Origin of the sequence: Sphingopyxis sp. Root154 (genome assembly GCF_001427105.1) — a bacterium.
Taxonomy (GTDB): domain Bacteria; phylum Pseudomonadota; class Alphaproteobacteria; order Sphingomonadales; family Sphingomonadaceae; genus Sphingopyxis.
In genome coordinates this window covers 798,590-818,011 of sequence record NZ_LMGI01000001.1, presented here as the reverse complement: position 1 = coordinate 818,011, position 19,422 = coordinate 798,590, and the positions used below count along the sequence as shown (strand labels likewise).

General features: G+C 63.0%; 14 protein-coding genes and 1 pseudogene. 10 read left to right on the top strand and 5 right to left on the bottom strand.

The window, feature by feature from the left end; translation table 11 throughout:
- Positions 1–63: 63 nt before the first annotated feature.
- The 7 genes from ASD73_RS03615 (at position 64) to ASD73_RS03585 (ending at position 8,651) form a co-directional block, all read left to right on the top strand.
- Positions 64–1,443: a spinster family MFS transporter gene (locus ASD73_RS03615; RefSeq protein WP_056369056.1), complete on the top strand. Its 1,380-nt coding sequence runs from the start codon at positions 64–66 to the stop codon at positions 1,441–1,443.
- 94 nt (positions 1,444–1,537) lie between these two features.
- Positions 1,538–2,005 (top strand): MarR family winged helix-turn-helix transcriptional regulator, encoded by a 468-nt coding sequence (locus ASD73_RS03610; RefSeq protein ID WP_056375933.1) that lies wholly within the window; start codon positions 1,538–1,540, stop codon positions 2,003–2,005.
- Positions 2,006–2,098: 93 nt separating this feature from the next.
- Positions 2,099–3,379, top strand: coding sequence for a hypothetical protein (locus ASD73_RS03605; protein WP_056369061.1), 1,281 nt, complete (start codon positions 2,099–2,101; stop codon positions 3,377–3,379).
- A 102-nt stretch (positions 3,380–3,481) separates the two neighbouring features.
- Positions 3,482–5,221: a sulfatase-like hydrolase/transferase gene (locus tag ASD73_RS03600; RefSeq protein WP_056369063.1), complete on the top strand. Its 1,740-nt coding sequence runs from the start codon at positions 3,482–3,484 to the stop codon at positions 5,219–5,221.
- 29 nt (positions 5,222–5,250) lie between these two features.
- Positions 5,251–7,485 (top strand): TonB-dependent receptor, encoded by a 2,235-nt coding sequence (locus tag ASD73_RS03595; RefSeq protein ID WP_162248129.1) that lies wholly within the window; start codon positions 5,251–5,253, stop codon positions 7,483–7,485.
- An 18-nt stretch (positions 7,486–7,503) separates the two neighbouring features.
- A complete protein-coding gene (locus ASD73_RS03590) occupies positions 7,504–8,118 on the top strand; it encodes an NADPH-dependent FMN reductase (RefSeq protein WP_056369067.1) in 615 nt (204 codons plus the stop codon).
- Entirely contained in the window at positions 8,115–8,651 is a 537-nt protein-coding gene (locus ASD73_RS03585; protein WP_082521336.1) for a MarR family winged helix-turn-helix transcriptional regulator, read from the top strand. Before ASD73_RS03590 ends, ASD73_RS03585 begins: the two co-directional genes overlap by 4 nt.
- Positions 8,652–8,708: 57 nt before the next feature.
- Here the strand turns inward: ASD73_RS03585 and ASD73_RS23455 are convergent.
- The 4 genes and pseudogenes from ASD73_RS23455 to ASD73_RS22695 form a co-directional block, all read right to left on the bottom strand.
- Positions 8,709–8,879, bottom strand: a pseudogene (locus ASD73_RS23455) (PhoD-like phosphatase N-terminal domain-containing protein); the annotation flags it as partial.
- A gap of 234 nt (positions 8,880–9,113) precedes the next feature.
- Complete coding sequence (locus ASD73_RS03580; protein ID WP_082521335.1) at positions 9,114–11,759, bottom strand: TonB-dependent receptor; 2,646 nt, start codon at positions 11,757–11,759, stop codon at positions 9,114–9,116.
- Between the two features lie 80 nt (positions 11,760–11,839).
- Positions 11,840–13,231, bottom strand: a complete 1,392-nt coding sequence (locus ASD73_RS03575) for an alkaline phosphatase family protein (protein ID WP_200934867.1) — start codon at positions 13,229–13,231, stop codon at positions 11,840–11,842.
- A gap of 674 nt (positions 13,232–13,905) precedes the next feature.
- On the bottom strand, positions 13,906–14,814 hold the full coding sequence (locus ASD73_RS22695) for a hypothetical protein (protein WP_156377273.1): 909 nt from the start codon (positions 14,812–14,814) through the stop codon (positions 13,906–13,908).
- A gap of 264 nt (positions 14,815–15,078) precedes the next feature.
- Between ASD73_RS22695 and ASD73_RS03565 the strand changes: the two genes are divergently transcribed.
- Both ASD73_RS03565 and ASD73_RS03560 read left to right on the top strand, forming a co-directional pair.
- Entirely contained in the window at positions 15,079–15,438 is a 360-nt protein-coding gene (locus ASD73_RS03565) for a VOC family protein (RefSeq protein WP_056369076.1), read from the top strand.
- Between the two features lie 29 nt (positions 15,439–15,467).
- Entirely contained in the window at positions 15,468–16,214 is a 747-nt protein-coding gene (locus ASD73_RS03560) for a DUF899 family protein (RefSeq protein ID WP_056369077.1), read from the top strand.
- 56 nt (positions 16,215–16,270) lie between these two features.
- On the opposite strand, the gene ASD73_RS22690 is transcribed toward ASD73_RS03560, so the two are convergent.
- Positions 16,271–17,176, bottom strand: a complete 906-nt coding sequence (locus ASD73_RS22690; protein WP_056369079.1) for a LysR substrate-binding domain-containing protein — start codon at positions 17,174–17,176, stop codon at positions 16,271–16,273.
- Positions 17,177–17,267: 91 nt separating this feature from the next.
- On the opposite strand from ASD73_RS22690, the gene ASD73_RS03550 reads away from it, so the two are divergent.
- Positions 17,268–19,163: a TonB-dependent receptor gene (locus tag ASD73_RS03550; RefSeq protein WP_056369082.1), complete on the top strand. Its 1,896-nt coding sequence runs from the start codon at positions 17,268–17,270 to the stop codon at positions 19,161–19,163.
- The last annotated feature ends 259 nt before the right edge of the window (positions 19,164–19,422 follow it).

Here is a 19,422-nt window from a genome sequence, read left to right as displayed (position 1 = left end):
TGTTTCTATATAACAGGCCGACTTGTGGTGCAAGAGCGAGCGGCGATCGGGAGGACAGGATCGATGGCGACGGAGATCGCGACAGGCGCGCCGCAAGACGAACTGATCGGTGAAGCGGATGCAGAGCCGGGCTGGCCGCGCCCCGCCTATAGCTGGTACGTCGTCGGCGTCCTGCTGCTCGCCTATACGCTGTCCTTCGTCGACCGGATGATTCTCAGTCTGCTGGTCGCGCCGATTCGCGCCGCGCTGAATATTTCGGACACCGAAGTCAGCCTGCTCATCGGGCTCGCTTTCGCGCTCTTCTATACGGTGCTCGGCCTTCCGATTGCGTGGATCGCCGACAGGTGGAACCGGCGGAATCTCATCCTCGTCGGAGTGGCGCTGTGGAGTGCGATGACCGCCGGCTGCGGCTTTGCGGGAAGCTATGCGACGCTGTTCCTGGCCCGCATGGGCGTTGGCGTCGGCGAGGCGGCGCTGTCGCCCGCGGCCTATTCGATGCTCAGCGACACCTTCCCGCGCGACCGGCTCGCGCGGGCAATGGCTGTCTATTCGATCGGCGTCCCGCTCGGTTCGGGCGTTGCGATGATCCTCGGCTCTTTCGTCGTCCAGGCGGTGCTTGCGGCGCCGATGGTCGACCTGCCGCTGATCGGGCCGGTCGAGGCGTGGCGCACGATTTTCCTCTGGGTGGCGGCTCCGGGGCTGCTCGTCTGCCTGCTGTTGCTGACGGTGCGCGAGCCGCTTCGGCACGGCCTCCGCCAGACCGCGGCCCTACGCGGTGAGGCGGGGCCGGCCCCCGGCTTTCTGGCGCATCTCGTCGCACACCGGGCTTCGCTGGGGGCGCTGTTCGCTGGCATGTCGCTGATCGGGCTCGTCATGTATGGCGTGATCGCATGGGTGCCGACCTTTTTCGCGCGCACCTATGGCATGGACGTGTCAGAGGCCGGCCTGTGGTTCGGTATCATCATGGCAACGGGCGGCGCGGCGGGGCTGGTGGCGGGCGGGACGCTCGCCGACCGGCTGTTCGCGAAGGGGGTCGCCGACGCGCATCTGCGCGTGATGCGGCTGTCGATCCTGCTTGGCGGGCCGCCATTGCTCGCAGCGACACTGATGCCCGACGCCACGCTTGCCTTCGTCATGCTCGCGCTCGCCTTTCCGATGCTGACGATGCATGGCGTCGGCACGGTGGCGCTGCAGTTCATTACGCCGAACGAATATCGCGCGCGTGTCACCGCGCTCTATTTCTTTGCCGTCAACCTGACCGGGCTCGGGTTCGGCCCGATGCTGATGGCATTGCTCACCGATCATCTGTTCGGCGATGACGGCGCGCTGCGCTACTCGATCGCCTTGGTAACGGGTATCGCGCTGCCGCTCGCGGCGATCATCCTCACCGCGGGCTTTTCGGCTTTCGCTCGCGATCTCGCCAAAATGACGGACGCCGGTTGACCGTAACCAGACCGGGCTCCATGCCGCTGCGGATTGCCCGCAGATCGTGCCGGAGATTCTGACGGGCCCGCACCGCGGCCAAAGGAAGACGACGATGGATAGCCCGTTCCTGATGATGAACCTGCTGAGCGCCGTCTACTGGTTCGACGAGGCGCTCCAGGCGGCGCTCAAGGAAGCCGGCATCCCCAATGTCAGCCGCGCGCAGTCGATGTTGATCGCCAATATATCGGCGGGCGAACATCGCGCGACGCGCATCGCCCGCAATCTCGGCGTCACGCGGCAGGCGATCAGCCTGATGCTCAGCGAGCTCGAAACGCGGGGCATCGTCGAACTCGTCCCCGATCCCGCCGACCGGCGCGCGCGGATCGTCCGCTTTGCCGAACAGGCGAACGACACCCGCCGCGCCGCCGCCAAGGCCTTGCAATATCTCGAAGTCAAACTCGTCGAACGGATCGGCCTGCCCGCCTATCACGGCCTTCGCGACGCGATGCGCATGGACTGGGGCGATCCGCCGCGCGTGCCGCCCGGAGCGCTCGAAGGGCCCGAGGGGGCTACAGCCTAGGTCTTGTCAATTTAGTTAAGTTTCTTGACATTATTTCTCAGCGGTCTACTCTGGCCGCATAAGCCGATTCCGGCTGCCGGGAGAAAGGATGTCATGAATATCGCCGCTCAAACGCGCCGGGCGGAGGACGCCGCCGAGTCTTTCGCCGATCGCCGGATTCCGAAAGGCGGCGACTGGCTGTCGCGCGAGGAACTCGCGGCACTGACGCCCGGGGAACTGGTGCGCCGCACGACCGCGCTCAAGCCGCTCGTCGCGGCGCACGCGCTCGAATGCGAGCAGTTGCGTCGTCCCGTCGATGCGGTCTGGGACGCGATCCGCCGGACCGGCGTCTTCTATCACTTCGTGCCGCGGCGCTACGGTGGGCTGGAGTTCGACATCGACAGTTTCATCGACGCGATGCTGCCGATCGCCGAGGGCTGCGGTTCGACCGGCTGGGTCACCGCTTTTTGCGTCGAGCATAACTGGATGCTCGCGCAATTCCCCGAAAAGCTGCAGGAAGAGACTTTCGGCGGCGCCTTTCCCTATGTCATCGCGCCGGGCGCGACCAACCCGCCGGGCGTCGCCCAGCCCGTCGACGGCGGCTATCGCCTGACGGGCCGGTGGAAATGGGGTACGGGCGTCATGCACGCCGACTGGGTGATGGTGACCGGCATGATTCCCGGCGAAAACCCGCCGCGCCAGCTTTTCCTGGCGTTGCCGGCGGACGAGATCGAGGTGCTCGACACCTGGCATGTCGACGGGATGATCGGCACGGGCAGCAACGACATCCGCTGCGAAGACGTCTTCGTCCCCGAACATCGCGTGATGGACATGGGCGAAATGCGCATGGGCTGCGCGCCCGGCGCAAAGATCCACGCGCACAATCCGGTTTACCGGATGCCGATGACGCCCTTCCTCGCGATCACCGCGGCCATCGGCGCGGTCGGCGTCGCCCGGTCGGCGGTCGATCATTTCCGCGAACGCATCGGGGTTCGCACCATGCTCGGCACCACCGTCAAGCAGAACGAAAAGGCTTCGGCGCATATGCGGCTCGGCGAAGCCGCGGCGAAGACGCAGACCGCCGAAATGATCCTGCGCGAGGTCGGGCGGCGCAATGTCGCACTGACCGAAGCGGCCGGAGACGGGCTGGTGAGCAACGAGGACCGCATCGCGCTCCGCGCACAGGTCGCGCTCGCGATGGATCTGTGCCGCGACGCGATCCGGCTGCTGGTTGAAGGCGCGGGGTCGAGCGCGCATATGACCAGCAGCCCGCTCCAGCGCGCGCTACGCGACGTCAATGTGATGGCCAGCCACGTCGTCTACGACTTCGACGGCGCGACCGAACTGCTCGGACGGTCGCTGATCGGCTTGCCTCCCAACACCCCGGTCTTTTGAAATCGGTGAAAATTTGCGCAAGCAACTTGACAAATATTTTTCGCCTGCCATGATCTTAGTATACTAAGAAACTTCGGCACGACCGGCTATGGGAGGTGCGGGATGCGCGATATGGGAGAGATCGACCGGCGGACATTGCTCGCCGGAGGCGCTGCGGCCCTGGCGGCGGTGCGGGGCGCGAGCGCGGAAAGGGTTGCCGCCGCGGAAAGTGCCGCGCCGGTACGGGCGGGCCCGAAACGGCGCGGCGGCCGCCCGAACATCCTCCTCATGGTCAACGACCAGGAACGGGCGCTCGCCGACATTCCCGCCGGCCTGCCGCTTCCCGCGCACGACTGGTTGCGCGAACGGGGCATTCTCTTCGATCGCTTCCATGTGAACACGACGCCCTGCGGCCCGTCACGCTCGAACATCTATACCGGGCTGCACACGCAGCATAGCGGCGTCTATGCCAATCCCAACTCGCCGCCGCATCCCCAGCTCAGCCCGAAGATTCCGACGGTCGGGACGATGTTGCGCCGCGCCGGTTATCGTACGACCTATAAGGGCAAATGGCATCTTTCGAATATCAACGAGGGGCTGAACCTGCGCGGCGTCGCCGGCGGGATTTTTCCCAACACGCGCGACATTCTCGAACCCTTCGGCTTTTCGGGCTATAATTTCAATGGCGAGCGCGAGGGGCTGTCGTGGGAAGGTTTCATGAGCGACGGGGTGACCGCCGCCGAGGCGGCCAGCCAGCTCCGCACCTTTGCCGACGATGACGAGGCGGCGCCGTGGTTCATGGCGGTCAATTTCGTCAATCCGCACGACATCATGTTCTATGACCCGAGCGGCGAGGGCGAAGCGACGCGCGCGCGGCCGAACCTTGTCGCGCCGCTGCTCGCTGCGCCGGGCGATCCCGTCTATGGCCGCGACTGGAATTTCCCGCTGCCGCGCAGCTTTCATGCCGACGATCTGTCGCGCAAACCGCGCGCCCACGCCGCGATCAACGCCAGCGCGGGTGCCTTCTACGGCCGGATGCGGCACGCGGATGAGGCGGTATGGCGCCGCAACCAGAATTATTATTTCAACTGCATCCGCGATGTCGACCGGCATATGCAGACGGTGTTCGACGCGCTCGTCGCCTCGGGGCAATTCGACAATACGATCATCATCTTCACCTCCGACCATGGCGAACGCGCGGGCGCGCACGGGATGCGGCAGAAGGGCGGCACGATCTACAAGGAGGATGTCGGCGTACCGCTGATCGTCGTCCACCCAGACCTTCCCGGCGGGCGCACGACCCACGCGCTCGGCAGTGCGGTCGACCTCGTTCCGACGATGCTGGCGCTCGCCGGGATCGACGAAGCGGCGGGACGCGAAATGCAGCCGAAGCTGGCGGGCCACGACCTGTCGGCGGCGATCGCCTCGACCACCGCGCGCACGCGCCGCGACGAAGCCGGCGTCCTCTTCAACTATGCGGTGCGCTACGGGTGGAACGCCCCCGATGTCCCGAAAGGCGTTGCCGAGACGAAGCCGCTGGCCGAAAACGACCTGATGCTGCGCCGCCTGCATCGCGGTGTGCACGACGGCCGCTACAAGTTCGCACGCTATTTCGCGCCTGCGCAGCATCATATCCCGCAGCGCTGGGACGACCTCGTCGCCCATAACGACCTCGAACTCTATGACACGGTGGCCGACCCTGACGAGATCGACAATCTCGCCTGGCGCCCGGACGCCCACAAATCGCTCATCGAACGCCTGAACGCCCGGACCAACGCGCTGATCGAAGCCGAGGTTGGCGAGGACAAGGGCGCCGAATATCCGGGTCCGGCCACACAATATGAGACGCTGAAACTCGTCTGACCCGTCACCTTGGGAGAGGGACTATGAAAATGACAAGACTGCTTTGCGGCGGCGCGATGGCGCTCGCCCTCGGAACACCGGCCTTTGCACAGGAAGCTGCGGCAGACGGCGCAGGCGCGCGCGATGACCAGACGATCATCGTAACCGCGACCCGCCGCGAGCAGACGCTTCAGGAAGTGCCGATCTCGGTGGCAGTGGTCAGCGGCGATCAGATCGAAAAGCAGGGCATCCTGCTGTTCGACGACGTCCAGGATAGTGTCCCGAACCTCCAGATCGACCGCACCAACGGCAATTTCGCGATCACGATGCGCGGGCTCGGCGCAGGCACGGGCAACCTGTCGTTCGAGCAGTCGGTCGGGCTGTTCATCGACGGCGTCTATTTGAGCCGCTCGCGCGCGTTCCAGAACCCGCTGCTCGACGTCGAGCGCGTCGAGGTCGTCCGCGGGCCGCAAGGGGCGCTGTTCGGAAAGAACACCAATGCGGGCGCGATCAGCGTCGTGACGCGGCGCCCGACGCGCACGTTCGAAGGCTTCGTACGCGCGAGCGGCGAGGTCGAGCAGGGCGGCTGGAACCTTGAAGGCGCGGTCTCGGGTCCGATTTCGGAAACGCTCAGCGTCCGCCTGACGGGCCGCGCGGGCGCGATTGGTGATTTCATGCGCAACACGATCACCGGCCGCGAAGAGAATGGATCGCGTTATGAGGCGGTCCGCGGGCAGCTTTTGTGGGAGCCGACCGACGCTTTCGAGGCGCTGGTCAAGGTCGAGCATTCGTCGAACCGCATTGACGGCGGCACCACGGTCTTCAACTATATTGGCGGGCCGGCCTGCGCGCTGTGCAACGCAGTGCGCAATTCGGGGGAGGATGTCCCCGAGTACCCGTCGTTCCGCCGCGCCGCGCGGACGATCAACCCCGAATATGATAATACGAAAACGACGATGGCGCAGCTGACGATGAACCTCGACGTCGGCGACTGGACCTTCACCTCGGTCACCGCCTGGCAGGATCTCGATGGCGGGGTGAACTCCGACTATGACGGCCCGCTCACCTTTCTCGAATCCGATATTACCGAACAGTCTAATTCGTTCTTCCAGGAAGCGCGCGCGCAGCGCGAGATCGGCGACGGCGGCTCGTTCATCGCTGGTCTGACCTATATCGACACCGACCTGCACATCCAGCAGGCCTCGCTGTTCGGCGCGACGAGCGCCGGCGTACCGCTGCCGCTCAACGGGCTGTCGACGCGCCAGTTCGACCAGAAAGGCACCAGCTGGTCGCCGTTCGCGTCGCTCGAGGTGCCGGTGACCGAACGGATCATGCTCAGCGGCAGCTTGCGCTATTCGGACGAAAAACGTCGCGGCCGCGCGCGTTCGTTTAACAGCGGCGTCTTCCCGCCGACCTATCTGACGTATGACCTCACCGAAACGCGCAAGGAGAGTCTGTGGGATTATTCGCTCCGCGCGCGCTATGAGTTCACGCGCGACGCCTATGTCTATCTGAGCTATGCGACGGGGACCAAGGGCGGCGGTTTCGTGTCGAACGACGCGCTGCTCCTCTACAATATCCGCAACGGCCTCGCGACCTTCCAGTTTGATTCCGAGCGCGCGCGGTCGTGGGAAATCGGCGGAAAATTCCGTTTCCTCGATGGCAAGGGCCAGTTCAACATCGCGCTGTTCCGTACGAATTTCAGCGACCTTCAGGTATCCGAATATAATGGCACCGCCTTCATCACCGGCAACGCCGCGTCGGCGATTTCGCAGGGGGTGGAGGTCGATACCGACATTGGTATCGGCGACAATTGGCGGATCGGCGGCAGTCTCGGCTACCTCGATGCGCACTATAAGGACTACCCGGGCGGCGCCTGTCTCTATGACGCACCGCCGACCTGCACGCCGCAGACCAATAATCTCGCCGGAACGCGGCTCGTGCGTGCGCCTGAATGGACTGCGAACGGCTTCGTCGAGGCGCGATATCCGGTTTCGGGCAGCCTCTATGCGCTCGCTCGAGTGTCGGCCAACTACCAATCGCGGTCCTTCTTCCAGCCGGACATGAACCCGCTCAATTCGCAGCCGGCCTTCACCAAATATGATGCGCGCATCGCGGTGGGACGCGAGGACGGACCGTGGGAAGTCGCGCTCGTAGGCCGCAATCTGACCGACAAGGTCACGATCACCCAGGCGTTCAATACGCCAACATTCGGCGGGAACAGTCATATGGCGATGGTTGGTGCGCCGCGGACGGTGACGCTGCAATTGTCGCTCGATTTCTGATTGGGGAGCGGAGGCAGGATGGGGCGGCCCAAACTCTTGCTGCTCGCCGGGGGCATTCGTCCGGGCTCGCTCAACGAGAAGCTGATCAGCTGCGCGGCGGCGGCGGCGCGCGACCGCGGGTTGCCCGCGACGCGCCTGTCGCTCGCGGACTATCGCCTGCCGCTGTTCGGCGCCGAAGCGCTGTCGATCGACGACGTACCCGACGCGTTGGCGCTAAAGGCCGTGTTCCGGCGCCATGACGCGGTAATCATCGCGAGCCCCGAGCATAATGGCTCGGTCACGGCGATGCTGAAGAATGCGCTCGACTGGATCTCCTGTCCGGGAGACGGCGAGGCGGCGCAGGCATATGGCGCCTTTCGCCGCAAGCCTTTCGCGCTGCTGTCGGCATCGTCGAGCCCGTTCGGAGGGTTGCGCGGCCTGTCCCAGCTTCGGCAGATTCTGACCACCGTGAATGCCTGGGTGGTGCCGGAACAACTCAGCGTGCCGCACGCCCATCGCGCGTTCGACGCGACGGGCAACCTCGCCGATCCCTTCCTTCGGGCCCTGCTGGACGAACTGGTCGATACCGTTGCGGGTGCGGTTCGGCACGGGGCGGACTCTATGCCCCGTCCCTCGCCGTTAACGGAAAAATGATAGGCGAGCAGCGGCCTGCCGGGAATTGTTGGGCTTTTGATGACAGCCTCGGCTATCTCGCTCGCCTGATCTTCCGCTCCTTTTCCCGGCTGCGCGAGCAGCATACCCGCGAATATGGCATATCGTCGGGTCAATGGGCGTTCCTGCGCCAACTTTGGTGCGAAGACGGGATCAGCCAGCGCGAGCTGAGCCGCCGGCTCGCGATGCGCGATGCGACGACTGCGGTTACGCTCCGCACGCTGGAACGGGCGGGTCTGGTGCGCCGCGACGTCAACCGCCGCGACCGGCGTGAAATACTGGTTCATCTGACTCCGCACGCCAAGTTCCTGGAAAAACTGCTCCTGCCAAGGACCGCCGAAATCCAGGCGCTTGCCATCCGCAATTTGTCGGATACCGAGGTCGATACACTCAGGCTGCTGCTGCTCCATGTGATCGATAATCTCGCTTGCGCCGATCCCGAGCTTCAGGACAGTCGGCGAACTGTTCCTCACCCAAGCAGATCGACAGGGGCTGCCACCTCGCGACCAGGTTGACTTGGTGCGATGCTGAAGGCGAAGCAATCGCAAAGAGACGTCGTGCGCCAAGTCAGTGACACGCTCGTCGGGCCCGCCTCCGAGCTCGGGTCGGGCAAGCGCCTCGCCTTTGCGCGCGATGTTGGAGAAGCCCTGGTCTTCCGCAATCTCCCAGCGGACGGGCACCGCGGCATGGGGCATCCCGCCATGTTCGTCGAGCGGACGCGGCGCGAGCCGGGTCCAGATGACGAAGCCATCGGGCTATGGATCGCCCGAAGCCACGCCCAGCGTGAAGGGATTGGTGCCGAGTGGTGCGGCGAACAGGCTTTGAGGGGCGAGACCGCCAACGATGGCAAGCTTGCCGAGGGCGGAGAGAAGCGTGCAGCGATCAAGATGCGTGGCGCAGGGCTTTCGTTGAAGTTTGATCGAACGGTTCAGAGCTGCGGGCCGGGAAGGGCGAGAGTCCGTCCCGGCCCCCTGGGCCTAGATCTTGAAAATCACGTCGAGCGAGAAGGACCGGTTGCGGGTCATCTCGTAGCGCCGCATCGCATAGGGTTCGAGATAGCCTTGGGCGATCGGCTCCTTCAAAATGTTGTTCGCCTGGAGTTTGACGATCACATTGTCGGTGAGCGAATAACGCAATGCCGCATCGAGCTGGCCGCGCGATTCCAGCCAGTAGGTCGTCCAGGGATAGGCGCCGAGCGAGATCGGGCTTTTGCTTTTCCAGTTATAGGCGACCCTGAGCTCACCCTTGTTCGGCAGCTTGTAGAACATCGTCGCGTTGAGCAGCCAGTCGGCCTGATATTGCAGCGCGTCGAGATGGACGAAATTGTTGCCGGAGGCGTAGTCCATGTCGGCCCACATGCGGGTCGCGTTGAGCGAAACCCCCAGATCGTCGCCGATGAGCGGCAGGCCCGGGATGCTGTTGGTGACGATCTGGAACTCGATACCGCGCATCTTTGAAGCCGACGTGTTGCGTGGCGTGGACACGGTATAGGTGACGCCGTCGATGTCCTGTTCCTGGGCGGTCGTATAGATGTCGTCTTTGATATTCTTGTAGAAGCCACCCAGCGAGATCAGCCCGCTGCCGCCGAAATAATATTCGGCCGCGAGATCGAAATTGTCCGAGCGGCGCGGCTTGAGGTCGGGGTTCCCGCGCGCGATCGTTAGATTCTCGTCATTACGCACTTCGGCGCGCGCGATGTCGTCGAATGCCGGACGCCCGAGCGAGCGGCTGTACGCCGCCTTGATGCGGAGATTGTCGGTCAGACTATGGGTGATAGTGAGCGACGGCAGGAAATGGCTGTATCCGCCCTCGTGGCTCTGGAACGAGCCATCATATTTGCCCGCAACGGACAAGGGCGACCGTGCGTCGAAATCGACGTCGTCATAGCGCACGCCGGCTATGATGCGCGTATTATCGGTCGCATACATCAGCGAGGCGTATGCGGCGAGGATGCGCTCCTTATAGCGATAGTCCGCTGACCATTCGGCGTTACCGGTCGTTGCCTGGTTGATCGCAAGGCCCGGCTTCACCGTCTCCGCAAATTTCTGATAGTCGATCCACAGCACCGGATAATTATAGAGGAAGGAGTTGATGTCGGGCACGAACCCGATCGACCCAAGGGTGCTCTTGCCCGGCACATATGTGGTCGTCGACTGGTCGCGGCCGACGCTGACGCGCCGGGCATTGACCCCAACTGCGAAGCCCAGGCCCGAACTGTCGAAGGCATAGTTTTTCTTGAAATCGACCCGGCCTTCGCGCGACGTTGTTTTCGACCGGACGGTGAGATCGGAGGCGGCGCTCAGCGCATATTTCGAGACGTCGAGGAGCGCCTCATTATTGTCGATCCGGATCTGGTCCGACGGCTGGCTCATGTCGAATTCGATATAGGAAGCGGGCGGGCTGTAGCTGTAGATGACGCCCAGATCCTGGTTGTAGAATTTATTCTGGCTGTATCCGGCGCGGACCTCGAGCGAGGCGTCTTCGCCGAATTCCTTGACCGTTTTGAAAATGCCGCCGCGGGTTTCATTCTGGAAGCGGTCGTAGTCGAAGCTGGGGCGCGTGCGGCCGATCTTCAGGCGTGAGGTTTCGGGCCCGGTCCGCACGATATTGCTGAACTGCTCGACGTAGAATTGGTTAAGATTCTGGTCCTCGATCTGCTTGTAGGCGTAGCCGAGCAGCGAGAACTCAAGGCCTTCCGCCGCGCGATATTCAAACTGCGCCGATCCGCCGAAGGTCTTGGTGAAATGAGTATAGTCCATGGGACGGATGAGGGTTGGCAGCGGCTGCAGGCCGTCCCAGTCGGAGAGGTCGGTCTTTCCGACATTGCCTTGCGGCGTATAGAAGACGCGGCCGTTCGGATTGCGCTTCGTATAGTCGTAATGCTTCTGGCGGAACATGCCGCTCAGCACGATGCCGAACTGCTCGTCGCCGCCGAACTTGTGCGCCCAAAGGCCCTTCACGCCCCAGCCCCATGGCGTATCCTTATAGTTGCCGAGGCTGTTGTCGCCGGGGACATATTTGCCCTTGCCGGCCTGATAGCTGACGAGGCCGTCGATGTAGAAAGTGTCCTTCCCATGCAGGGCGCTGCGCGGCTGGATGTTGGTGACGCCGCCGATCGCGCCGGCGTCGAGGTCCGCCGTGAAGCTCTTGTAAACTTCGGTGGTGCGCGAAATTTGCGTCGGGATCAGGTTGAGGTCGACTCGGCGCAGGCCATCGCCGTCGTTCGCGGTCGAAAACAGCGCGATGCCATCGAACGACACGAAGTTCAGGTCGGGCGAAATGCCGCGCGTCGAGACATAGGCGGCTTCCTGCTCGCCGTAGAGCGTTTGCATCGAGCTCACGCCCGGTACACGGATCAGCGCCTCGGCGAGCGTCTCATCTGCAAGGTCACCGGTGTCGTCCTGGGTCAGCGTGTCGACGACGCCGAGCGATTCACGGCGGTTCCTGACCGCTTCCTGGCTGCGCAGCGCGCTGCCGGTCACGACGATTTCGTCGCCGGCCGCGCCGGACTCATCGTCGACCGACGGTGCGGGCAGGGGCACGGGCGCGGTTTGCGCCTGCGCGGCGGTTGCGAGAGCGAGAAGCGATGCGGTCAGCAATGTGCGGGAGAGAAATGCAGTCATGATATGCTCCGAGTTGCGACCCTTGGAGGCATGTTTCCCGCCCCTTCGAAGTCCCTGTTGAAATCTCTATTTTTGGAAGATCAGTCGGCTGAGCCGGTGTTCTGATTGGTCACCGCCGTTCGCTTCCGACGACCCTTTTCCTGGACGGGCGCGTGCTGGTTCGCACCCGGGATCGGGGGCGCGGGAAGATTGGCGGCGGCATAATGGGCCTGATGCAAAAGACCTGCCGTGCTCGGCAGTGTCGGTGGCTGCGCGCGCGGCTCGCCAAAGCGGAAGGCCGAGGTCAGGTCGCCGAAGGTCCGGCGCCGCCAATCCGAGATATTGGGCTCACGCACCCCGGTGAAGCGCTCGAGAAACTGGAGCACCGAGGTGTGATCGAATGGCTGGCTGCACACCCAGCCACCCGCCGTCCATGGCGAGACGAGAATGCACGGTACCCGAAAGCCTGCGCCGATCGGTGTGTCTCCGACATATTCGCCCGGCGTTCCGAGCGGTGCCACCGGCGGCGGGACATGGTCGAACAGGCCGTCATTCTCGTCATAGTTGAGGATGAAAACCGTCTTGGCCCAGACATCGGGGTTGGCAGCGACAGCGTCGAGCTTGCTCGCAATGAATTCCGCGCCCGCGGCGGGGCCGGAATTGGAGGGATGCTCGGACCCCTCGTTGGTCGGGCAGAGCCAGGTGACCGCCGGTAGCCGGTCGTGCCGGGCATCATATTCAAACTGGCCGTCGGAGGCCGCCGGCATGCCCTTCAGCCGGAGCGGCGAGTTCGGCGGCGAGTCCATGAATTGCTGAAATAATCGCAGCACGTTGAAGCCGGTGCCATTGTCGGCATGCTGATAGACTTTCCAGCTTACTCCGGCTTCCTCGAGCCGTTCGGCATAGGTCTTCCAGCGCACGCCTTCGGGCGGCGTCTTCTGCGAGATCATCGGGCCGCCGTATCGGCCTTCGGGATCGATCGTGCCGCTGAGATAATAGAAGCGGTTCGGCCGCGTCGATCCCATCACCGAGCAGTGGTACGCATCGCAGATGGTGAAAGCCTCGGCGAGCGCGTGATGGAAAGGGACATCCTCGCGCTTGAAATAACCCATCGTATAGGGGCCGTGCGCGCCGTCGGCCGCGCGATGCGCGGGCAGCCATCGGTCCATGCGCCCGCCATTCCAGGATTCATGTTGGACGGCCCAGCCATGTCCCGTCGACGGCAGGCGCTGCGCGCTCGTGGCGAAGCTGTCGAGATGGAACGGCAGCATATAGCCCGAGGGGTTCTCGGCGTCGGGCTGATGGAAGACGCTGCGGCCGGTGGGAAGGGTGACCGCGTGGGGATCTCCGAAGCCACGCACGCCGGGTAGCGTGCCATAATAATGGTCGAACGACCGGTTCTCCTGCATCAACAGCACGACATGCTTGATGTCGCGGAGCGACCCCTTGCGCCGCGGCTCCTGTGCGAGAACCTTTTGTACATTTGGCGGCATCAAGGTCGATGCAGCTGCGAAGGATGCAGCTTGTGCCGCATGTTTCAGGAGACGTCGGCGCGTGCCATCGAAGGGAGGAAGGGCAACCAAATCCATGACCTTGAGCGTGGATATGGCGCACGTTTTCGTGGCAGCAAAAGCCGCGAAATTTGTTCAGCCAAACCCGGAAAACTGGGGACACGGCCGCCCCTAGTCAGCACCCATGACGTTGTTGTGAAACGATTACGCATCCTGCGTGAATCTTATTTGACGCTAGCGTGACACCGTAGCACCGCGGCGCAGATTCTCTGGCGGGACGCCGATGCCTCGGACCCTCGCTCAGTCAGGGAGTATTACCAGATCATACGCAATAAGGAGTGAGGGGCGGGGCGTCCGGCGGCGCTCGTTACGGCTCTCCGGAAAGAGACGATCGCGCTTCTTTGCACTTCGCATCCAAATGCCCTCGGAAGACCGTCTGGTTGTCCCTCAGGCACTGGCTAAATTTGGGACCCAAGGCATTTTTCGTCCAGACGAGCAGATACGCATAAAAAGTCCGCTTCACGCCATCTTACCCGGAAGCTGCCGGTCCGCTAGCGGCCAGAACCCGATTAGTAGGTCGCGTGCTGCACTCGATCCGGTTGAGTGTGATTTCAAGCTCAACCGCGCCCCGCCCCAGTTGCCTTTGCATTAACTTTCTAATCCACCTCAAACTCGATAGAGCGCTCGGTTCTCGTTGCGATGAGATACGGCTCGAACAGCGCAGTTAGTCGGACGTCAATGCTATCCTGGCTGATACTTTCAACCACCAGCTCCGCTCCTCTGTTATTGAGCGATGTTCCTGGCACCGCGGGTAGCTCCCCGTTCGATTTGGGTCGAAGCGCGGCTTCGCGCGGCGCGAAACATGCTGTGCCGTCGTTTTGGACGAGCGTTATGACACTGCGCCGCTTTTCAATCTCGGGTCTGGCTTTCTTGATTTCGCTCGGAAGTAGGGACATGCACCAAGACGATCGTCGCTTCGAAACGTCGGAATAAATAATCGTCGCGCCGATCGAAAAACCTGTAACTTCGGTAGGCTCGGCGTCGACGAGCTTCACGGGGTTGGCCAACGGCAATGCGCCCGTGAGACGGCGCACCGAAGGCAAGCCAAGCGAATCGAACTTGCCGTCCAGTTGGGTATCTTCCAGCCCATCGCCGTTGCCGTCGGCGAGGCATTTGGTGGATCCTCCCCATGCGGTCTTGAAATAGCGCATAAAGATCGACCCGCCCCAGGCATTTTCAACTGCTTTAGGAGTGCTCGCGGCAACTGCCGAAGGCAGCACGCACCACGCGGGAAGTTTGGATGACGTTGCAACGGTAAACGCGAGAAGCGATCCGGCAGGAAGTACCTTTCCGTCAATCGTCGTGTCTGTTTCGAGGCGCCGTACACGAGCGGGGACAGAACGTTGCGGGATGGAAACATGCCCGCCAAGCTCTACGTGAACTGTACTTGTCGGAGCTTGTGCTGGCAGCACAAGCCAAGGCGTCAAGCTGTCCCCTTCTGGAACTGCGGCGGAGCACGGCCAAGAAGCGACGAGAGTGAAAAAGACGAAGCTGGCAAATTTCATTTAGATCTATCCCCCGCTTGCGGAGTTAGCATGGTTCCGCTCAGTCCGCCATCTTGAGTAATGGCGCGTGCCCGTAAGCGGCCGTCTCCAGGCGGCCAGTTCAGGCGTGAACGACCAACGGGCAAGTGTCGTCCCCAAGCCATTTCGCTGTGCGTTATTCGCACAGACCCTCTGCGCTTGATGCACGGAACCAAGGGTCCTCTCGCTTAATTTTAACGTCAAAGATTTGCCCGTGATTGCTGGCAAGAGACTTCGGAGAGCCCAATGAAACTCGAGAAGCTGTATTCCTCGTTGCTCGCGGCCGACCTCGCGGCTGCCGAGCGCTGGTACACGACGTTGTTCGGCCGCGGACCGGATTACCGGCCGATGCCCACCTTGTTGCAGTGGGAACTGTCCGATCGGGGTGGGCTCATGCTCGCAAGTAGCGAAGAGATCGCCAGCCAGGGCTCGATTTTCCTTTATGTTGCTGATCTCGCGGCGGAGCGCAGCCGGCTCGAAAAGGGCAGAATCCTGATCGGCGGCGATATTCCGGGTGATTATTCGACGCTGGCGCAGGTCCGCGATCCGGATGGTAATCTCATCACGCTGGCCTCGCCACCGTCGGCGCCGTTCCCCCCGGCCTGAGGCGTAGTCCCGAATTCTGGAGGCAGACGATGGCACATCTATCCGAAAGCGAAGCAACTGCACCGACGGTGACAGATCGGGCGACATTCCAGGCGGACATCGACACCCTGCGGATCCGGGAAAAGGCTCATATGCGCGACGGCGATGACATAGCCGCCGCGCGGCGCCGGCTTCCTATGGTCGCAGTCGACGGACACACCCCGATTATCGGCGACAAGGGGCCCACGACGTTGCTTGACGCGTTCGAGGGTCGGCGAATGCTGATAGGCTATTATTATATGTGGTTCGCGGGCAGGCCTGCGGCAAGGCAATGTCATGGCTGTAGCTGGTTTACATCCCAAGTGCGCGAATTGAGCTATCTGCATTCGCGCGACGTGACCTACGCAACCTTTTGCCAAGGACCCTATGACGAGAGCGTGCGCTACCGCGATTTCATGGGCTGGGACATGCCTTGGTACTCGGTCACGGACTCGGTCGAAACGTTGCTGGCCGGCCGTGATGTCGGCAGCATGTATCTTGTCTGCTATCTACGGCTGGGTTCGGATGTGTTCGAGACTTATTGGACGACGCGCCGCGGGGTCGAGGCGATGGACAACAGCTACCGGCTGCTGGATCGTACCGTCTACGGACGGCAGGAGGAGCAGGAAGTATCCCCACCAGGCTGGCCGCAAGGTTGGGGGGAGAACGAAACTGTGCATCCCTTCCGGAGCGATGGGCGGCCGATTGCGCAATGGCAACGCCTGGAGGCGGGTTGTTCGGACGATCTTGGCAACTGAGCGGCCGGGAATTTGGGGCGGCCGATTCCATGGCCGGCCTCGAATGGGCGCTACCGCTAGCCGGCTTTGCTACAGGAATCCTCATCCCCGATAGCCACTATTCTATCTCTCAAGGTCAGCACGGCCTGACGCGCTGCTCCCGCACGCAGGCAGACGAAATGTCCGGCGGGGTTTTCCATATAGTCGGATGTGAGGGCAATCAGCTTGCCATGGGCCAGCCGGTCGCTGGCGAGCGGCTGGCGAAGGAGCGCGATACCGAGCCCCGCCTCCGCCGCGGCGAGGACCGTGTCATAATCTTCGAAGCGGCGATCCTGCCATCGCGGCCGGTAGGATATCCCGGCCCTGCTCAGGAAAGTTCGCCATTGCGATGTATCGGAGTCGTGAAGCAGAGGCCATTGCATAAGGTCGGCAATCGCTGGGGGACCGTCCGTCCGGATTTGTGTGTCGGGCGACGCGACCGGGGTGAGGGTTTCTTTCATGATCCGCTTCGCATCGACCCCGACCCATGTGCCGCGTCCATAACGGATCACTATTTCCGCTTCCCTCGCATCGAGGTCCATTGTGCGATGGTCGAGTGAGAGCTCGATATGCGTATCGTTTTGCTCGATGGCGTGGAGGCGAGGCAGGAGCCATAGCCGCGCGAATGACGGTACGACCGACATTCGAACGGTTTGACGGCCGCGTCGGGGCCGCCATTGCTCGGCACTATGCGATAATCGGCCAAGGCTCTCACGGGTATCTTGGGTGAAGCGCAGCCCCGCAGGGGTGAGCCGGACGCCCCGGCCATGCCGTTCAAAAAGCGGCGCCCCGAGCCAGTGTTCGAGCGACGCGATCCGGCGGCTGACGGAGCCGTGGTTAAGACCCAGCTTCGCCGCGGCTCCGCTGAACGACCCTTCCTCCGCCGCTGCAAGCAGCGCCGTGAGGCCATCGAGCGGCGGGAGATCATAAGAGCTGTGCGTCATGTACACATGATCACAACGACCTATGCGTGATGTCAAGTAGCGTCCGCGATGTGAACATAAGCGAATGTTACGCTTCACAACCATAATCGGCATGGCGGCCGCGTCGCTTGCCGCCCTCCCGGCCGGCTCGCCGGCATTCGCCCAGAGGTCGGACGACAATGCGATTGCGGACGCCGAGGATGCGTTCGGTTCGAACGACGGCGGTGAGGTGCTCGGTATCTATAACCCGAACTCCGTGCGCGGTTTTTCGCCGATCGACGCCGGCAATGTTCGGCTGGAAGGCCTCTATTTCGATCGTCAAGGCGAGTTCTCGCCGCGGCTCGTCGAGGGCAACCGGATCAGGGTCGGCCCATCGGCGGCCGGTTACGCATTCCCGGCGCCGTCGGGCGTGGTCGACTATCGTTTGCGCACCCCGGGCGACGACGCGGTGCTGAGCGGGGTGTTGCAAACCAACAGCTGGGGCGGCGCATTGGCCGAGATCGACGCCGCGTTGCCCGTCAGCGACGTCTTGAGTGTCGGGGCCGGGGCGAGCTTCAGCCGGAGCGAATATCCGTCGGGCAACAATGCCGATATTACCAATCTTGCCGCTATCCTGCACTGGCGACCCGCGCCCCGGACCGACGCAAAGCTGTTCGCCAGCCGCACGCGGATCGCCGATGAGGACATCTATCCGATCATCCTGGGCGATGGTCTGGCGACGCCGGCTCGGCTCGCACGCCGCCGGTTCCTCGGCCAGCCTTGGGCGGACGTCGAAACCGAGCGCTTCACCTTCGGCGCGCTGGGCCGCGCCAGCATCGGGGGCTTCGCGGTTCGGGCGGGACTTCTCCGGTCAGACAACGACGTGCAAGAGGGACACAATATCTTCCTGCACGCCGCACCATTGGGGACGCCGGCGGATCGCGTAGTCAGCGCTTATCCGGGCCGGGCCAGTGTCTCGACCAGCGGCGAACTGGGTATCGCGCGCACATTCTCGACGAGTGCGTTGGAACATCGCCTGCAGTTGATCGGTCGCAGGCGGGCGCAGGATCGCCGATATGGAGGTTCGATCCGACAATCGCTCGGGGCTGCGCCGTTCGGGGCTCCCGACTATATCGCAAGGCCGGACTTCGCTTTTCCGGATCAATCCGAAGACGGCGTCCGCCAATGGTCGATCGGGCTGGATTATCAGGTGAGGGCAAGCGGCTTGGGGCAACTCAGCGTCGGCGCGCAGAAGGTGAGCTACCGCAAACACGTGGTCACGCCGAACGGCCCCGCTCCTGCCTCGCGCGATAAGCCGTGGCTGTTCAACGCGACCGCCATGATCGATCTGACGCCGGTGGTATCGCTCTATGCTTCTTTCACGCAAGGGCTCGAGGAGAGCGATGTGGCCCCGGAAACCGCCGCGAACCGCGATGAGGCACCCCCCGCTATCCGGACGCGGCAAGTCGATGCTGGCGTGAAAGTGCGGACTGGGGGGATGACGTTGATCGCGGGTCTATTCGATATCAAGCGCCCCTATTACGGCGTCGATGGAAGCAATTTCTTCCGGCAATTGGGCGCGGTGCGACACGCTGGCATCGAAGCATCGCTGAGCGGTTCGCCGACACCCGGACTGACAGTGATTGCGGGCGGATCATTTGTCAGAGCGCGCGTTTCGGGCGATGAGGTTGCGTCCGGAACGATCGGCAGTCGACCGGTGGACGTGCCATCCCGCAAGCTGGTCGCCAGCGTGGACTGGCATCCGCCTTCGTCCCCGACATCGCTCGATGCCACCGTCGAGCACGTTGGCCCGAATACGGCGGACACCCTCAATCGCGTTCCTGTCGCTCCATATACGACTCTCAATGTCGGGCTCCGCCACAGGTTCGCTATCGGCCGATCGACCGCCGTTTTCCGCATCCAAGCCACGAATCTGTTCGATGCTTACGGATGGGAGGTGGCGGGCGACAACGCTTTTGTCTATGTGCAGCCTCGTCAGCTAACAGCTAGGCTGTCGCTGGACTATTGACCGATCTCCATGGTTGAGTGTCGAGGCGCAGGTAATCGGCGGACATGTCGAACGGCCAGCATAGATGTCCGCTCTCGCCCTTGGCGCGCCAGAAGCTGCCGTTCCGCAAACGGCCGAAAGCAGATCGTCGTTCATCGGGTCGTTGGCCCAAGACTCTACGCCAGTGTAATCGGAAGGTACACGGGGCGATGCTGCTGTGTCCGCAGGAGCGCCTGGCAGCTCTATGGCTTGTATTTCTTCGCTAGCCTGCGCGAAGTCG